17 protein-coding genes are annotated in these 17324 nt (G+C 59.7%); 4 read left to right on the forward strand and 13 right to left on the reverse strand.

What is annotated here, in order from left to right; genetic code table 11:
- Positions 1–31: 31 nt before the first annotated feature.
- Together LB557_RS19070 and LB557_RS19075 are read right to left on the reverse strand one after the other, a co-directional pair.
- Positions 32–940 carry a carbohydrate kinase family protein gene (locus LB557_RS19070; protein ID WP_080680529.1) on the reverse strand — a complete coding sequence of 303 codons (909 nt, stop codon included), beginning with the start codon at positions 938–940 and terminating at the stop codon, positions 32–34.
- Positions 941–992: 52 nt separating this feature from the next.
- Entirely contained in the window at positions 993–2924 is a 1932-nt protein-coding gene (locus LB557_RS19075; RefSeq protein WP_027033468.1) for a hypothetical protein, read from the reverse strand.
- Positions 2925–3547: 623 nt separating this feature from the next.
- Here LB557_RS19075 and LB557_RS19080 point away from each other — a divergent pair.
- Together LB557_RS19080 and LB557_RS19085 are read left to right on the forward strand one after the other, a co-directional pair.
- Positions 3548–3844: a hypothetical protein gene (locus tag LB557_RS19080; protein WP_224713086.1), complete on the forward strand. Its 297-nt coding sequence runs from the start codon at positions 3548–3550 to the stop codon at positions 3842–3844.
- Between the two features lie 144 nt (positions 3845–3988).
- A complete protein-coding gene (locus tag LB557_RS19085) occupies positions 3989–4234 on the forward strand; it encodes an Arm DNA-binding domain-containing protein (RefSeq protein ID WP_407660584.1) in 246 nt (81 codons plus the stop codon).
- Positions 4235–4273: 39 nt separating this feature from the next.
- On the opposite strand, the gene ccoS is transcribed toward LB557_RS19085, so the two are convergent.
- The 8 genes from ccoS to ccoN form a co-directional block, all read right to left on the reverse strand.
- Positions 4274–4423, reverse strand: a complete 150-nt coding sequence (ccoS, locus tag LB557_RS19090) for a cbb3-type cytochrome oxidase assembly protein CcoS (RefSeq protein WP_006329249.1) — start codon at positions 4421–4423, stop codon at positions 4274–4276.
- Positions 4420–6702 (reverse strand): cation-translocating P-type ATPase, encoded by a 2283-nt coding sequence (locus LB557_RS19095; protein ID WP_027033466.1) that lies wholly within the window; start codon positions 6700–6702, stop codon positions 4420–4422. The genes ccoS and LB557_RS19095 overlap by 4 nt, the downstream gene beginning before the upstream one ends.
- Positions 6699–7196: a FixH family protein gene (locus LB557_RS19100; protein ID WP_027033465.1), complete on the reverse strand. Its 498-nt coding sequence runs from the start codon at positions 7194–7196 to the stop codon at positions 6699–6701. Before LB557_RS19100 ends, LB557_RS19095 begins: the two co-directional genes overlap by 4 nt.
- A complete protein-coding gene (ccoG, locus tag LB557_RS19105; protein ID WP_080680419.1) occupies positions 7193–8758 on the reverse strand; it encodes a cytochrome c oxidase accessory protein CcoG in 1566 nt (521 codons plus the stop codon). The genes LB557_RS19100 and ccoG overlap by 4 nt, the downstream gene beginning before the upstream one ends.
- A 203-nt stretch (positions 8759–8961) precedes the next feature.
- On the reverse strand, positions 8962–9825 hold the full coding sequence (ccoP, locus tag LB557_RS19110) for a cytochrome-c oxidase, cbb3-type subunit III (protein ID WP_027033463.1): 864 nt from the start codon (positions 9823–9825) through the stop codon (positions 8962–8964).
- 2 nt (positions 9826–9827) lie between these two features.
- Positions 9828–9977, reverse strand: a complete 150-nt coding sequence (locus tag LB557_RS19115) for a CcoQ/FixQ family Cbb3-type cytochrome c oxidase assembly chaperone (RefSeq protein WP_027033462.1) — start codon at positions 9975–9977, stop codon at positions 9828–9830.
- Positions 9978–9987: 10 nt separating this feature from the next.
- Positions 9988–10719 carry a cytochrome-c oxidase, cbb3-type subunit II gene (gene ccoO, locus LB557_RS19120; protein ID WP_027033461.1) on the reverse strand — a complete coding sequence of 244 codons (732 nt, stop codon included), beginning with the start codon at positions 10717–10719 and terminating at the stop codon, positions 9988–9990.
- Between the two features lie 11 nt (positions 10720–10730).
- On the reverse strand, positions 10731–12341 hold the full coding sequence (gene ccoN / locus LB557_RS19125; RefSeq protein ID WP_027033460.1) for a cytochrome-c oxidase, cbb3-type subunit I: 1611 nt from the start codon (positions 12339–12341) through the stop codon (positions 10731–10733).
- A gap of 129 nt (positions 12342–12470) precedes the next feature.
- Between ccoN and LB557_RS19130 the strand changes: the two genes are divergently transcribed.
- Positions 12471–13010, forward strand: a complete 540-nt coding sequence (locus LB557_RS19130; RefSeq protein WP_010914029.1) for a hemerythrin domain-containing protein — start codon at positions 12471–12473, stop codon at positions 13008–13010.
- A gap of 3 nt (positions 13011–13013) precedes the next feature.
- On the opposite strand, the gene LB557_RS19135 is transcribed toward LB557_RS19130, so the two are convergent.
- A complete protein-coding gene (locus LB557_RS19135; RefSeq protein WP_027033459.1) occupies positions 13014–13769 on the reverse strand; it encodes a Crp/Fnr family transcriptional regulator in 756 nt (251 codons plus the stop codon).
- Between the two features lie 157 nt (positions 13770–13926).
- On the opposite strand from LB557_RS19135, the gene hemN reads away from it, so the two are divergent.
- Positions 13927–15276: an oxygen-independent coproporphyrinogen III oxidase gene (hemN, locus tag LB557_RS19140; protein WP_027033458.1), complete on the forward strand. Its 1350-nt coding sequence runs from the start codon at positions 13927–13929 to the stop codon at positions 15274–15276.
- 538 nt (positions 15277–15814) lie between these two features.
- Here the strand turns inward: hemN and LB557_RS19145 are convergent.
- Positions 15815–16087 carry a DUF2274 domain-containing protein gene (locus LB557_RS19145; protein WP_027033457.1) on the reverse strand — a complete coding sequence of 91 codons (273 nt, stop codon included), beginning with the start codon at positions 16085–16087 and terminating at the stop codon, positions 15815–15817.
- Between the two features lie 12 nt (positions 16088–16099).
- Positions 16100–17314: a TrbI/VirB10 family protein gene (locus LB557_RS19150; RefSeq protein ID WP_027033456.1), complete on the reverse strand. Its 1215-nt coding sequence runs from the start codon at positions 17312–17314 to the stop codon at positions 16100–16102.
- Positions 17315–17324: the final 10 nt, after the last annotated feature.

Here is a 17324-nt window from a genome sequence, read left to right on the forward strand (position 1 = left end):
CAATGCAAATCTGAAACTGCCGACATCGGGTTTACCCCCGCAAGACAGACCGCGCGTATTCTGCACCACGCTCGCGGAAGATGCCGCGAGCACCGACATAGGCGCAGTTCTCGGCAGCCAGGCGTTGTCCAGCTTCGATTCCGACAACGAATTCGTCAATTGAAATCTTCCGGGTCGCGCGGTCGCGGCGGCTCAGCAGCCAATCAATCACGCCAACGCTTACCATATCGCCAGAACCACAGGTGTCGCGCAATTCGGGCGCCGGGTAGGATTTGCACCACGCCTTCTCAGCTCCCCGTCGTACCTCCAGACCAGCTTCTCCGTGCGTCACGATTAGGAAAAGGGCGTCGTGGGGGGCGACCTGCCCCGCCAGTGTTGCCAGACGCTCTGCTGAGAACTTGAGAACGGACGCTGCAGCGACTGCGCGTCTGAAAAGCTCTTTATCGCCAAGCGCGGATGGCTCGAAATAGACGGTGGACCCTGCGTCGGCCGCAGCTTCCATCGCATCGACGATCGCTCCGGATAATCGATCCGTATAGAAGACATTGCAGTTCTTGATCGCCGGCAGAGCCCGGCTCACATCTTCCCAGTCTATCGGCTCATATCGCGGAAGATCGATGGAAGTTTCTGGACACCTAAATTCGAATGTATGTACCCCGGGCCCATGCAGACGCTGAGCAAGGATCGGCGAGCGGATGTGTTCTGTTTGTCGGATGTATCGCGTCTCGGCTCCCGCGTGCCGGAATGCGACCACAAGACGGATGCCAACCTCGTCTTCACCGAGGCTCAACACCGGCGCCACATTCCGCTGAAGCATGGCGAGCGAAATCAAAACGTTCCCGCAAGAGCCACCAAGATCCTCGGACGACACCGCCAACGAGTCCGCGTAGATGCGGTCGAGAACAGTAAATCCTGTGCCGACCACGTCGACTGCACTCATCGGACTCTCCCGGTCATAAGCTGGCCCACTCTGTTTTTTCTCGGTCACCATTTCAAGAGTGCTGATCGAGGGTCAGAGCAGAAAGATCAATCATCATTTCGCATCCCTTCGCACGAGCGGCCTGCAAAATGCGCAGGAGAGCATCCGGACCTCGCAACTTTGATCCAAACAGCGTCCAAGCGCCGCCTGAAGCGCCGCAAACACTGCCAACGCTTAGACAATGCGGTCCGGATAATAGCTCCCGATCATTTCCCAATGGCGAGCCACTATCTCCGATGCCGAGAACGGCCTTGCTCGCATCGCCGGATCGACGGGCGAGCTCCTCTACAACGCGGAGCTTTGACGTAGATGCCAAGACGATATCGACGCTATGGTGAGATCTCAGCACCTTCACGCTACCTTCGACTATCTGAGGGCAAGCAGCCAAGCCATCCGCAAAACGCTCGACGTCGATGACATCGGCACAGTCAATCGACACCTGAATTGGACGCGTCTTGATCTCGACTCCGTCGCGAAGCAGGCCTGAGCCCGTTAGCCACCGGGTAACCTCGGCAATGTTCGGATTTCGTTGCGGGGGGTCCTCAGCTATGTCGACGTCGAGCGTTCGAATGTGGGCGCCGTTATAATAACCCATGAGGACATTTCTATGTATCCGCTTCGGAAGGGCGTCTCGCAATTTTTCGCCAGCGGAGCCGCCGCGTCCTGTCGCAAAGCCCACCTGGATGCCGTCATCAACAAGCCTGACCAGTTCGTGCATAATCGCTTTGGGAGGAGGACCGAGCCGGGCTTCACGCGGATCGTTCGGGACGACCGTCCCATCATAATCGAGCGCGAGACCGACAAAGCTCGCGCCCCCCAAACTAAGCAGCCTCTCTCGCCCAACGGAACAAAGTGATGCTGATCGCTCATCGATAGGATCAAAGTACATCCGCGCGGACGTCTTGTGTCGAACCGATGAAGTCAAATCTCGCGAAAGCGTGTCGAGCGCGGGATTGTCATATATCGCCTCGGCAAACGCGCCTCTCCCCGGGCGTCCCGGATCGATACTCGTAGCGTTTCCGAGGTGCTGAACGAAGGATAGACCCCACAAAATGCTGACCGCGTTGGCCAATCGGCCACCGTGATCGAACTCAGCATCTTGAATCCTGGTCTGGGAAGGAAGTGCTGCACGGATGGGCTTCCAAACATCGCCACTTTCCGCGGTTGTCAAAGCCAGCACGTACATGGTCTCTGGATGCTTCGCCGCCCAAACATGACGACCGTGAGCGAAGTTTCTGAAATCAGTCCTCTGTACTGGCGCTATTCCGGTCTCCCAAAGAGAAGTTTCAATCAACGTTGCAGCTGCTGCGTTTTGCGGATCGTGCAGAACGAACAGAGTATCCCCAACCTGGAAATCGAAGTCTGGGCTTTGAGGTGCACTTAGCACCTCTTCCGCGCGCTTTCGGAGTTCTTCGGCCAATCTCCCGCGTTGCGGCTGCTCAGTGGTGAGATCTGACGCCATCAACAAGGCGGTCACCATCGAAATCATTGAATGCGTCGCTAGAAACCCATCCTTGGGATCGGCAACTGGCGTAACAATCACTTTGGCGCGAGGACTATTTGAGGCCACAATGGTTGTCGCGCCTTCCGATTGAACTGTCATCAACTGGAGCGATTTGCAGCTGGATGCATTTGCGACACGGAAGGCTGCCGCGATGTCAGGATTGTTCGCTCCGGCGCTGAACAGCCAGATATCGCATCCATCCCAATTTTCCATCGATAGGACGAACTGCATGGGTGTCATCACCATCGTCGGACCCAATTGCAATGTTGTCCGGCACCGCGAGAAGAATTCTGCTGTAACTACGGATCCCCCCGAGGCAATAGCGACGGCGAGCCGTCCTTTCCCTTGTGAAAGAGCGAAAGCAATGTCGCCAGCTCCGTGCGCGCTCGCCAACTCGATTGTCTCAGGCAACCGGCGCAATTTTTCGGAGAAGACAGTCATTCTGCTCGCCTAACTTCAAACGGACTCGGAGCAAGCGGACGCTGTAGTTCACGAGAACGGATCGTTCGCGAACGCGGCGGGGCAAGCAATCTCACCGGCCCGTGCCTAAGAAACATCGCATATCCAGAGCCGGGCCGCACGCTATTTTCTGCCAACGTATGATGGCACCCATCTTCCAGATAAAGCGCATAAAAACACCAGCTTCCTCACACCACTGCACCAGTTTGTTCCTGTTATGTTCGGTTCAGCGATGATTCTCAAGCCTACCGATCGCAAATTTGTACATGCTATCAATGCGCTGAGCATGGCGAATATCGGCCATCATCGGCATCGACATTGGCGTCATCGATCAACCGTCTCGGTGAAGCTGAGGTAGCGCCTAACATCGGCCAAATGATCGGCCAGTTATGGGCGCTCAGCTAAAATTTCTGTTGACACATATGTACTTAGCGCAATCTAGCATCGGCCAATCATGGAAGAGACCGTACAGCGCATCGAGCCGGCGCGCCTGGCAGACGTTGCGGAGCCTATCTCCGACGCGCTGGCTGAGCTGTCAGCAAGCTCGGCGGTTCTCGGCGCCAAGCTGCATCCGCGCACGCGTATGCATCGACCAGGTCAGTTTCATGTCCAGCCTTTTCGATTTTAACCAACTTGCCCGGCGCCTGCAGCGGTTTGTTCAACGCTACGACCTGAAGCCGGAAGCTTTCCGGCTGCTCGAGGAGGCGCTTCTGCGCGGCGAGTTCGATCGCGGTGAGGCCTCACGTATCGCTGGCTTGCCGGAACGTAGGGCCCGCCGCGTGTTTACCGAGGTGCTCGAGCTTGGCCTGCTTGCGTCCGATACCCCGAAAGGACCGGTATCGCTACGCTTCCCGGTCGACACGTTGGACGAACTGTTTCCTAAGCTATTTCCGGAAACTTAGCGTCGCATAACTGCGCCTATAGTGTTGCCGATGCCCTTGTCACTCCCACGAGTCCAGCCGCGGATAGATTGGGAACCGAAACAATCCGCAGAAATATTTTGGTATCTATGTTGGTAGCGCTGCCGCTGCGCAAATCACAACTATTTGGAAACAAAGAATCTTCTTGGACCGGATTGGGCCTCTGACGGTGGCGGGCTCCAGTTTTGGATGCAGTCCTCCGGATCCCGCCTATGCCGCCTCACCTATCGATTTGAAGGCAAGCAGAAACTTCTGCCGCTAGACAGCTATCTTCTCATTTCTCTCGCCGAGGTACGCCAAGCCCGCGATGCCGCAAAGCGCCTGCTGCTGGTTGGCATCGACCCGGCACGATCGTTATTCCGAGTCGGCTGAGGGCCGGCGTCAGCACAGCGTCGGGAATAGCGCTCTGGCTCAGCGTTCCGGCTTGTCGTCCCGGAGGATGCGCTCAGCGGCTCCGTCAAGATCCTCATATTGGCCACTCTTCAACGCCCACAGAAAGCCAGTCAGCCCCAGTGCGCCAAGAAATAGGGCGACTGGCATGAGGTAGACGAGTATCGTCATGATGACCGCGCTGATGGGTGAATGCCGGAATGTGTTGCCGAAGAAGCCCTCGTCAGCTCGGCGAGCATAAAGCCCTGCAGCCGCAGCCCGTTTCCGATCACCAGCAGCGATGAGGCGGACATCGCGACCGCCGCGACCAACGGCGTGACGTTGCCGAAGATGGCGATCGGCACGGCAACGGCGTTGTAGATGATCGCGATGGCTATGTTCTGGCGGATAAGCCGCCCTGCCTTCCGCGAGACGTCCAGCGCAAGGGTTACTGCCGAAAGGCTTTCACGCAGGAACACGAAATCAGCCGCGTTGCGACCAATATCGGCGGCGGTGGCTGGAGCGATCGAGACGTGCGCAGCGCCCAGCGCTGGCGTGTCGTTGAGCCCGTCGCCCACCATCAGGACCTTGTGGCCGGCTTTGGTCAGCACTTCGATCCGCTCAACCTTCCCGGACGGCAGCAGCGCCGGAACAAAACGGTCGATGCCCAATATTCTTGCGACATCGCCACAGGCGTCCGCGGTATCGCCCGACAGCATTTCGACCGCGACCCCTGCATCGTTCAATTGCGCCATGACGCTCCCGGCATCGGCCTGCAACGCATCCTCGAAAGCGAAGGAAGCGACAATCATCCTGTTCTTCGTCAGAACCGTGCCGTAGCCATGTTTGCCTTCGCCGCCGGTTCGAGCCTTCCATCCAGCCCATCCGCGTCGACCGAGCCGCCAGGTGCTGTCCGCGGTTGTGGCTTCGATCCCGAAACCGGGGTGCTCGCTGACGGCCTCCAATTTCGGTTGACCGACAAAATTCGCGAAACCGGCTATGGCCTTTGAGAACGGGTGGCGGGAGTGCGCGGCCATGTCGGCTGCGATCGCCAGCATCGTCGGATCGATCGACGACGCATTGACCAGTCGGGGCTGGCCGAGCGTGAGCGTTCCGGTCTTGTCGAACACCGCTGTATCAATCGTCGCCAGGCGCTCCATGGCCGAACCATCCTTGACCATGATGCCGTTTTCGAACAGGCGCCGCGCGGCGACTACCTGCACGATCGGCACGGCGAGGCCGAGTGCGCATGGGCATGTGATGATGAGAACGGCGATGGCGATGGTTATCGCCCGGTGCCAGTCGCCGGTCGCCGCCATCCAGCCAAGGAACGTCGCGAAGGCTGTGAGATGAACCACCGGGGCATAGAGCCCTGAAACGCGATCGGCGATCCGGCGATAATGCGCGCGGCCGCCCTCTGCGGCTTCCATGAGCCGAACCATTTCCGCCAGAAACGAATCTTTCGCGGCGGCTGTGGCCTCAATCGTCAGCGAGCCGGTCAGGTTGAGGACACCGGCCTGCACGGCTTCACCTGCCGCCACGTTTCGAGGCGTGCTCTCGCCGGAAACCAGCGAGCAGTCGAGATCCGAGGCCCCTTGAATGATCTTGCCGTCGACGGGGATTCTTTCGCCGGCCCCGATCAACAGCAGCATGCCGGGTTCGATCTCGCCAACCGGCAGATAGTCGCGCGCGCCGTCGCCGCGCAGCACCATGGCGCCACGTGCGGCCAACTGGGACAGGCCTTTCACGGCGGTCCGGGCCCGCTCGCGCATCACGTGATCCAACGTGCGACCGATCAACAGGAAAAACAGCAGCGAAACCGACGCGTCGAAATAGGCGTGATCGCCGTGGTTGATCGTCTCATAGAGGCTCATGGCATAGGCGAGGGACACTCCGACCGCGATCGGAACATCCATGTTCATGCGGCCGTGACGCAGCGCGTTCCAGGCCGAGCGGAAGAAGATGCCGCCGGCGAAGGCCAGTGCCGGGATCGCAATCAGCGCCGAGACCCAATGAAACAGGTCCCGCGTTGCGCCTTCGGCGCCGGACCAGACCGAGACCGAAAGCAGCATGATGTTGCCGGCGGCGAAGCCGGCGACCGCGACCGCGCGGATCAGCTCGGCAAGCGTCTTGTCCTTTTCATCGATCTCGGCGGCGAAAAGGTGCGCCTGATAGCCCAGCCTTCCCAGCGCGGCGACGAAGGGTGGCACCTCGTCGCCACGCCACCGGATCGCGACCCGTTTCGTCGACAGGTTGACACGCGCGCCTTCGACATTGTCGAGCTTTGCCAGCGCCGTCTCGATCGTCTGGATGCAGGCCGCGCAGTGAACCGTCGGCACTGAAAGGTCGGTCTGCCAAAGATTGTCGCCAAGCGACCGGCTCGCCAACCTGATCTCCTGGCTAGACGGCAGGACCGATGTGGTACCGGTCAGATCCAGCGCCAGTTCCGCGCTGGGTGCACAACAGCTCATTGCAGCGCTCCTTGCGAAATTATGATCCGGCGAACGTCGCGATAGGGCTCCGCGAGACCGACGTCGGCATCGACTTCGACGATCCAGACGCCATCCTTGGGCACGTCCCGTGCTGCAAACTCCTGAGCCGAAGCAAGGGTAAGAGTGACGGACTTGTCCTCGGCCTCATAAGCGGGATGGCGAAACAGTATCTTGACGCCATGCAAGGGGACCGGCTTGCCGGTGGTATCGCTCAAGCTGTAGCGGACCTCACCCCGAGCGATCGTCAGTTTGCCGGTCCAGCCGAGTGCCGCCTGCGCGCGCCCTTCCTCGGCCTTTCGGTTGAATTGCTGGCTGGCCACATAGGTGTTCTCGACGACAAGGCCGGTCCAGCTCGTGCTGGCGAGTGTCGCCATCGTGAGATTGACCGCGATGATCACGCCGAAAAAGCCGAGAATGGTGAGCAGCATGTGCCTGCCGGTGAACTCACGCGTCTTTTGCGTATTGGTGCTCATCTGGCGATCTCCGGGGCGTTGAAGGTGGCGGTGTATTCGTCCGATTCGAAGCTCGCTCTGTCCTCGACGCGGAACTTGAAGGTTTGTGCAGCGTGCCGAACCTCACCCGCTGGCTGGCGCACGAAGACCTTCAGCATGTTTAGCCGGTCGGGTTCGACCGCGATGGCGAAGAAGCGAGCTGCCGGCAGATCACTGCCGACGACGCTCATTTCGGCTCCCTGCAAGCCCTGCATCGTGACGACGATCGTCCTTGGCTCGGGGATCATGTTAAGCAGCTTGACGGTGTAACCGTTGCGGATCGAGCCGTCGGACAGGGTCACGAATTGCGGATTGCGGTCGTGCAGGACGTTGATCTCGAGTCGGTCGCGCGTCAGCAGCGAATAGATCAAGGCAAGCCCGACCGCCGTCCACGCGCCCATGTAGAAGAAGGTCCTCGGCCGGAAGATCTTGCGAATATGGAAATGCGCCAACCTGGCGGAGAATGTGCTGTCGGCCGTTCTGACGAGTGAAGGGTTCACGGGACCGGAGCCGCCTGCGGTCGCCACCGCCATGTTGGCGTTGTAGTCGGACAGCGTCGCATAGGAGATCAGCCCGCGCTCCTTGCCGAGCTTGTTCATGACGCCATCGCAGGCATCAAGGCACAGCGCGCAAGTGATGCATTCGAGTTGCTGGCCGTCGCGAATGTCGATCCCCATCGGGCAGACTGCGACACAGGCATTGCAGTCGACGCAGTCACCGACCGGCTGCCCCGCAGCCTGGACCTTCTTGGCGTGCCGCGAACGAGGTTCGCCACGCCAGTCATTGTAGGTCACAGTGAGCGAATTCTCGTCGAGCATGGCAGCCTGGATGCGCGGCCACGGGCACATGTAGGTGCAGACTTGCTCGCGCATCAGCCCGCCGAACGTGTAGGTGGTCGCCGTCAGCACCGCGATGGTGACGTAGGCGACCGAAGCGGCGGTGCCGTTGAATACGTCGCCGATCAGCGTCGGCGCATCGGCGAAATAGAGGATCCAGGCGCCGCCGGTAGCTGCCGCTATGACCAGCCAGATGACGTGTTTCGACACACGCAGCACCAGTTTGCGCGCGGTCCAGCGGCCGGCGTCGAGCTTCATGCGAGCGTTGCGATCGCCTTCGATCGCCCGCTCGACAACTAGGAAAAGATCGACCCATACCGTCTGCGGGCAGGTATAGCCGCACCAGGCGCGGGCGACGGTGGACGTGATCAGGAAGAGGCCGATGCCGGCCATCATCAGAAGGCCGGCGACATAGTAGAATTCCTGCGGCCATATCTCGATGAAGAAGACGTAGAAACGGCGGTTGGCAAGATCGATCAGCACGGCCTGATCAGGAGCAAACGGACCTCGATCCCAGCGCAACCAGGGCATCAGATAATAGATGCCCAGCGTGATCGCCATCACCAGCCATTTGAAGCGGCGAAAGCTGCCCGAGGCGCGTTTAGGGAAGATTTTCTTGCGCGGAGCATAGAGCGGCTGTCGTGTCTTGGCGGAGTTGACCGCTTTTGCCTCGAGCCGCTCCATCTGCGTTTTATCCAGCACGTGCATCTCCACTCGCGCGCGGCCTATGACATCGTTGTGCGACGGACTTGTCTGCTTCGACAGACGTCCGGTCTGCAGTGAGCCCGCTTCGCCGTGTGGGCCGCGCCGCCTTGCTGCAGGTCAATCGCCGCATGCCGGAATGGTGTCGGGGCCCGACTCGTGCCGGGCCCCGTCGCTTGGCGGGGAGGGCCGAGAATAGGCTTCCGTTCCTATTCTCCGCCGCCAAGCGAATGGACATAAACCGCAAGTTCCTTAACCTTCGTCTCGCCGAGACGCCCGATCCAGGCCGGCATGACACCGTGCTTCGGCGCGCGGACTTGGACGGCGATGGCTGTCTCGCCGGGTGCGTAGAGCCAGATCGCATCGGTCAGATTGGGCGCGCCGAGCTCTTTGTTGCCTTTCGCATTATCGCCATGACAGGCGACGCAGTTTTCCACGAATACCTTGGCGCCGGGCTCGATAAGACTTGCATCCTGGACCTTGCCCGAGAGGCTGGCGACATAGGCGCCGACCTGTGCGATCTGTTCGGGCGTGATGATGTCACCGAAAGGGGGCATTTCCGACTGCCGAGTATCCGGGTCGGATGCGAAACGGATGCCGTGCGCGATCGTTTGCTGGATCTGCTCGGTCGTGCCGCCCCACAGCCAGTCATCGTCGTTCAGGTTTGGAAAGCCCTTCGACCCTTGGGCGCCCGAGCCGTGGCATTGCACGCAATTGACCTTGAAGGTAGCTCCGCCGGCCGCTATCGCGAATTCACGCAGCGCGTCGTCGGCTGCAATCTCGGATACGGTCTTCTGCTGGATGGCCGCGACATATTTGCCCTTGGCGGCTTCGGCAGCCGCCAGCTCAATCTTGACAGCGTTGCGGCTGGAATAGCCAAGCACACCCTTGGTCGCGGAAGACAGCATCGGCCAAGCCGGATACGCAATTGTATAAGCCACCGCCCAAGCGACGGTGATGTAGAAGGTTATCACCCACCATCGGGGCAATGGGGTGTTGAGCTCCCTTATCCCGTCCCATTCATGACCGGTCGTTGAGATGCCCGAGACTTCATCGATATACTCGCTGCTCATGATCAGTCGTCCTTGAGTGGAATCTGGGCGGCTTGATCGGCCTGTGTTTTGCCGCCGGGACGCAAGGCAAAGGCAATGCAGCCGACGAAGAAGAGCGCCATGGCAAGCAGACCCCAGCTGTCCGCGAATTCCCGCATCAAATTATAGCTCATTGCGTCCCCCTCAGCGGTAGCCGGCTGCATCGTCATAGGTCTTGAAATCGACCAGTGTTCCCAGCATTTGCAGATAGGCGACGAGGGCATCCATCTCGGTCACCTGCTGCGGATTGCCGTCCAGATCACCGACTTTGGCTTTCGGATAGCGTTTCTCGACGCCGGAGGCATCGGCATTCGGGTCGGCCTGGACCATCAGATCGGCATTGGCGTGCGCGATCATCTCATCGGAGTACGGGACGCCAACACGCGCGTTCGCAACCAGATGCGTCGAGAAGTCCTTCACCTCGATCGGAGCGTCCTTCAGGAAGGCATAGCGAGGCATGATAGATTCCGGCACCACCGAACGTGGATCCATAAGGTGCTGAACGTGCCATTCGTTGGAATAGCGGTTGCCGACTCGTGCAAGGTCAGGGCCGGTGCGCTTCGAGCCCCACTGGAAGGGGTGGTCGTACATGGACTCGGCGGCCAGGCTGTAGTGGCCGTAGCGCTCGACCTCGTCCCGGAAAGGCCTGATCATCTGGCTGTGGCAGAGGTAGCAGCCCTCGCGCACATAGATGTTGCGTCCGGCGAGTTCCAGTGGCGAGTAGGGCCGCATGCCTTCGACTTTCTCGATCGTGTTGTCGAGATAGAAAAGCGGCGCAATCTCGACGATGCCGCCGACGGTCACGACAAGAAGAGAGCCAACGAGAAGAAGCGTGGCGTTCTTCTCGATGATCGCGTGTTTGTCCATCAAGCCCATTGTCTGGCTCCCTATTCGGCAGGCCGGAGGGCGGGCTCGGAACCTGGCATTGGTTGCTCTTCGCGCTGGTGGCCAAGAATGGTCATGGTCACGTTCCAGGCCATGAGCAGGGCGCCGGTGAGGTACATCGCACCGCCGATGGCACGCATGACGTAGAAGGGATGCATGGCGGCGACGGTTTCGGCGAAGGAGTAGACGAGGAAACCCTGCTCGTCGTGTTCGCGCCACATCAGGCCCTGCATGATGCCGGAAACCCACATCACCGCGGCGTAGACGACGATTCCGAGCGTCGCCAGCCAGAAGTGCCAGGTGACGAGCCGCAGCGAATAGAGACGTTCACGGTTCCACAGTTTCGGCACCATGTAGTAGATTGCGCCGAACGAGATCATGCCAACCCAGCCGAGCGCTCCGGAATGGACATGGCCGATGGTCCAGTCCGTGTAGTGCGACAGCGAATTGACCGTCTTGATCGACATAATCGGACCTTCGAAGGTCGACATGCCGTAGAAGGCGACTGCCATCACCATCATGCGGATGATCGGATCGGTGCGCAGCTTGTCCCAGGCGCCAGACAGCGTCATCAGGCCATTGATCATACCGCCCCATGACGGCATCCACAGCATGATCGAGAACGCCATGCCGAGCGTCTGCGCCCAGTCGGGTAAGGCGGTGTAATGCAGGTGGTGCGGGCCGGCCCAGATGTAGAGAAAAATGATCGCCCAGAAGTGGACGATCGACAGGCGGTAGGAATAGACCGGCCGGTTCGCCTGCTTGGGCACGAAATAATACATCATGCCGAGGAACCCGGCGGTGAGGAAGAAACCGACGGCGTTGTGGCCATACCACCATTGCGTCAAGGCGTCCTGGACGCCGGAGAAGGCGGAGTAGCTCTTCGAGCCCAGGAACGACGCCGGCATCGACAGATTGTTGACCACATGCAGCATCGCGATTGTCACGATGAAGGACAGGTAGAACCAGTTGGCGACGTAGATATGCGGTTCCTTGCGCTTCAGGATCGTGCCGAGGAACAGGATGAGATAGGCGACCCAGACGATGGTCAGCCAGAGATCCACATACCATTCGGGTTCGGCGTATTCGCGGGCTTCGGTGATGCCGAGCAGGTAGCCGGTCGCCGCCATGACGATGAACAGCTGGTAACCCCAGAACACAAACCAGGCCAGTTTGCCGCCAAACAGCCGGGCGCGGCACGTGCGCTGCACGACATAGAGAGACGTGCAAAGCAAAGCGTTGCCGCCGAAGGCGAAGACGACGCCGGATGTGTGCAGCGGCCGCAGCCGGCCGAAATTGAACCAGGGTTGGATGTTGAGGTGAGGGTATGCCAGCTGCAGGGCAATGATCACACCGACGAGCATGCCGACGACGCCCCAGAATACCGTTGCAATGGCTCCGTAGCGGATCGGGCCATCCATGTAGGCGGAGGTGTCGATCGGAGCCGCCGGCTTGAAATCTGTGTTGCGCAGCAGGATCGCGGTAAAGCCAGCCACGGCGAAGAACAAAACCCCCATATGCTGGCGAAAAGGTCCTTCTACGCCGAAGCCGGCAGCCACCAGGGCCGCAAAAGCAAACAGGCTTAGAACGACGATCTCCGTGCCGAATTTCATGACATGTCCCCGACCAGGATTCCAATGCGCGGACGCCAAATCCGCGGTGCATTAATTCCGTAGTTGCCGCCTGCTCGCCCTGATCCATGTCAGAGCCGCACGATTTTGCTTCGGGCAGCATCGAGTTCGGTGCAATCAGAAGGTGGCGATTTGAACAAGGAAACGCAGCACGGGCCAACCCGCTCATGGACAAGTGCGGCTTTCTCGCGCCAGGCCGGCACAGAGGCGATTCCGGGCGAGGTCATGAAGCTTGCTCATCGGGAAAAGCTGGAGCTCTGCTTCTCGCTGGAAAGCATTGCCGATGCACTGCCGAACGTCGACCGCCTCAAATGTCTTGGAACGGCCAAGAAGATCGTTCCGCTGCTCCGTGACATTCATGGGTTTGAGGAGAGGGTGATTTTCCCTGCGTATGAGGCGCACTTGACCCCGGCCGAGGCCAAACTTGCCTCTACCAGCCGGTTGCGCATCGAGCACCTTGAGGATCAATGCTTCGCTGGCGAGGTGGCCGAAACGCTCCTAGCGATCGGTCATGGTGATCCGATAGAGAGCGCGGAAGCTGTCGGATTCATGCTACGCGGCTTCTTCGAAGGCTTGCGGCGACACATCGCTTTCGAACGCGAGCATGTCCTGCCGCGGATCGTAATAAGCGACGAAGGCCCCGACGCTTAGGTCTCATTCAAAGGCCGGTTGCCGCGCGCCTCGGCCGCCGCAGCGCTGCTCCAGCCGGCTCATGCTGTCGACCGTTACATGGCGTTTGTTCTCGATCCGGATCACGCCGTCAGCCCGCAATCGCGTAAGCTGGCGGCTCACGGTCTCGTTCGTCAGTCCAAGGAAATCAGAGATGTCGGCACGTGTCAGCGGCAGATCGAAGCATGCCGACCCAGCCGCCGGGTCGATACTGGAATCCATATTCCGGGCGATCATGAGGAGAAAGCTCGCCACCTTCTCCGGTGCGGTCTTGCGCCCGAGAGTCACCATCCATTCAAGTGCCTCGTCGAGTTCGTCCAGCGTCTGCTTGAGCAGGCGATGCTCGAGTCCCGGTGATTCCTTCATTATCCGTTCAACGGCCGCCTTCGGAAACGAGCACAGGGAGACGGAGGTTGCCGCTTCCACATTGATCGTGCTTTTCACCTTGAAGGGCCGTCCCAGAAAATCCGGTGCGAACCGAAGACCGACAATCTGCTGGCGGCCGTCCGAAAGGCACTTCGTCAGCTTCACAACGCCTGAAAGCAAGTTTGAATAGCTGTCGACGGCCTCGGCGTCGGTGATCAGTTCGACCCCCGGCTCGAGCTTGTGCCGCGACGAAGTTTTGGCTAGCCCAACCAAATGGTTTGGATCGAGCGCACCGCAGACGCCGCGATGTCGTGCTGCGCAAGACAGGCAAAGAACGGGAATGCCGGAACTGTGAATGTCTTGCCGTACTGTCATTACGCTCGCGCTACCGATCTCAAGTTTCGACAGGATAGCAAGCGATGGCAGAGAAATCCTTGCGGCAGTTTGTCCGTGCTGGAGGCTGACCGAAATCAGGGCATTGGCTCTTCGACGCGTCCAGACTTCCGGCGAGGCAAAAACGGCGGACCACCAAATGAGACCGGAATTAGCTGCCAGGCTTGGCGAGAACGTCCCGCGTTATACCAGTTACCCGACCGCGCCGCATTTCCATCCTGGCGTCGACGCTGATGTCTATCGAAGCTGGTTGAAGGCGCTCGAAAGCGGTGACGAGGTCTCGCTCTACCTGCACATCCCTTATTGCGACCGGCTGTGCTGGTTCTGTGCGTGCCATACAAAGCAGACCCGCCGCTACGAGCCGGTGGCTTCGTATCTCCGCTCGCTTCACGCGGAGATCGCGACTGTCGCCGGTCTTGTCGGCAGCAAGGCCCATGTCCGCGCCGTGCATTTCGGCGGCGGCTCGCCGACCATGCTGAAGCCCGAGGATATGATAGCCTTGGGAACTGTCCTGCGGGATAGCTTCGATTTTCTTGCCGATGCGAAGATCAGCGTCGAAATCGAACCCAACGACATGGACGAAGCCCGCCTTGATACACTTGCCGAGATCGGCATGGCGCGGGCGAGCGTCGGCGTTCAGGATTTCGATCCGAAGGTGCAGAAGGCGATCAATCGCGAGCAGAGCTTTTTGCAGACCAAGGCGGTTGTAGACGGCATTCGCTCTCGCGGCGTAGGGTCCGTGAACCTCGATTTGCTTTACGGCCTGCCGCATCAGACCAGGGAGAGCGTCTGTTCCACCGTGGCGCAGGCGCTGACTCTGGAGCCGGACCGGATGGCGCTGTTCGGCTACGCGCATGTGCCCTGGTTCAAGAAGCATCAGACTATGATCGACGAGGCATGGTTGCCGGGTCCGGCCGAACGGTTCGCTCAGTGGCAAATTGCCGCCCGTCTGATCATGGGCGCCGGATACGAGGCGATTGGAATAGACCATTTCGCCAGGCCGGATGATGCGCTTGCAGTCTCGGCTCGCGCGGGAACAATCCGCCGCAATTTCCAGGGCTACACCGAGGATCGCTGCGAAACACTGATCGGGCTCGGGTCGTCATCGATCAGCCGGTTTCGACAGGGCTATTCGCAGAACATGCCGTCGACAGCCGAATATAGACGCATGGTCGAGGGGGGACATCTGGCCACGGTCCGCGGCATCGCGTTTTCCGAAGATGACCGTGTTCGCGGCTGGATCATCGAGCGCTTGATGTGCGATTTCGGCTTTTCAGCAGCCGATCTGGTGGAACGCTTCGGGGAAGCCGGACAAAAGCTTCTTTTCCAAGCAAGCTCCATCGCCATTGGCGACCCTGCTCGACCGCTTGAACTCCAAGGTGACAGTTACGTCGTATCGGCGGAAAGTCGTCCCTTTGTAAGGAGCATTGCAGCGAAGTTCGACAAATATTTCGAAAGTGGAACGGCCAGGCACTCAGTGGCAGTCTGAGTGCCACAGACGAACGTCACCGTCTTCAGTCGATCGCGAACCTCCTCAAAATCGCCGAAACCAGCAGCTAACAATTCGATAGTGCATATGACGCCACTTTACGATGCTGTGACGACGCGGGTATTTCCCAAAGGGGGTCGCATGGCAGAGGGCTGGGACCCGCCGGAACCCTGCAGGCAGGGCTCCACTTCGTATCCGCCCAAGCAGGTTGGATTGTTCGGCCCAGTCTTTCACTGAATGTCAGCGACGCACCCCATTGCGGCTTTCGCTACTCAGCGCTGCGGCTCTTGAATGCCCCTTTGAGATGGGCTCATTCTGAGTAACAACCGCACGGCGTTCCCACGTGTCTGAAACCATGCATGAGTGCGGCTAGCACGCCCTGCGCCTTGTTCGCGGTTTCCGGGCCGCCCAGGCACTTACTTGACCTCCAGCTGCTCGAAGTTCGCGCATAGGCCTTACATGACGGATCGGTAGGCCGCGACCGCCGGGAAATTAGGCACCCGGGCGGCTGCGCCAATTGACCAACTTTATGCTTCGATTACTCGGAATCTGAACCTGACACGCGTCGCGATTTCTCTGACATGCCGGCGGCAGGCAAGCTTTCCTTTCTGGCCTTGGCAAACGCTCTGTCACCTTCCAGAAACCCTGCCAGCATGAAAGGTATGAGTTCCGCTACCGTTTCAGACTCGCCATAGGTCTGGCGGTAAAGCGCCGCATAGTCCTTGAGTGCTTGGTTCAAGTCCGCGCTAACGGTGATGGTCATCTTCGAAGGTGTCCGGTCTGGAAGCTTTCCAAGTTTCAGATCTGCCATGATTACTCCTGTTCAAGTCGGGTATGGGCGCAGCACAAGATCCTTGTGTACAATCACGCGGAGGGGCCAACCGGGGCGGACGATAATGGTGGGTTGAATATTCAGGTTCTTTTCGGTGATGCGCTGGCCGGCTTGACTGATGTTTTGCTGAGTGGATTCCCGGATCGCCTTAACTAGGTCGCTTTCGTTTTCCCCAAAGCTCAACTCGGTACCAACGCCCAGTAGCGTCGCTAGAGCAACTCCCTTGATCAGCTGCCAGGTGTGAAAATCGACCTTGTCTTCAAGCCCGGCATAGCCGGCAGTATCCGTCGCTGGCAGATTGTCGATTTCGATCGAGGAACCGTCGGGCAGGATTATTCGCTGCCAGACCAGCAATGCGCGCCTCTGCCCAAAAGCCACGACGCTGTCATAAGTGCCGATGAGGCGTGAGCCTTGCGGAATGAGCACAATGCTGCCGGTGACTGTGTCGTGCACATTCTCGGTGACCTGCGCGACGACAAGGCCAGGCAAGTCGGAATTTATGCCGGTGACGAGACTGGCCGCGATCACGCTGCCGGCCATCAGTTGGTAGGGCGAGGCCGGCGTCTGCAGCGCATGCGGATTGTAGATCCCGCTTGTGTTTCGCTGACTGACAAAATCGAGCTTGCGCTGTTGGTTGTTCTGGTCACCCTCGGCTGGGGCAACGGAAGCTGACGCGCGCGTCGCTCCGGATTGCGGAAGCGCCTCAGACGGCTGCTGCGCACTCGGCCCGCCGCCGGCGACATCTGTCTGTCTGGGTCGATTGTCGATCCGGAACAAGACTTGCGACTCGCGCGCCTCAATTGCTTGCTGGGCAAGGCGCTGCTCCTCGGCGGAGATATCCTGCCCTGGCGCGATGCCGAGCTGACGTTGGCGTTCAAGGATGGGGCGACCGAGGTCGCCGGGCAGTGGCGGTCCGAGCACAGGGGCCTTCGGCATGATCCCGGAATAGTCCTTGGGAAGCGCTTCTAGTCCCTCGGCGGGTGGCTTGCGCTCGGTGTTATAGCGGTCCTCTGCCTGGTGCTTGATACGCCATGCCGGTCCTTGAAGCGCCATCATCGTGACGCCCAGAATGGCACCGGATCCGACTGCAGCGATGGCGACGATCACACCGCGCCTGAATCGGACAGCGCGGCGGGGCGAGGCTCGCAATTGCAGCTGCTCGGGATCGAGTTTCGGCGGCGCATCGGATCGGGAAGTATCGGTCATGAGCGCTCCC

It is taken from the genome of Mesorhizobium sp. BR115XR7A (assembly GCF_020165315.1).
Taxonomy (GTDB): domain Bacteria; phylum Pseudomonadota; class Alphaproteobacteria; order Rhizobiales; family Rhizobiaceae; genus Mesorhizobium; species Mesorhizobium australicum.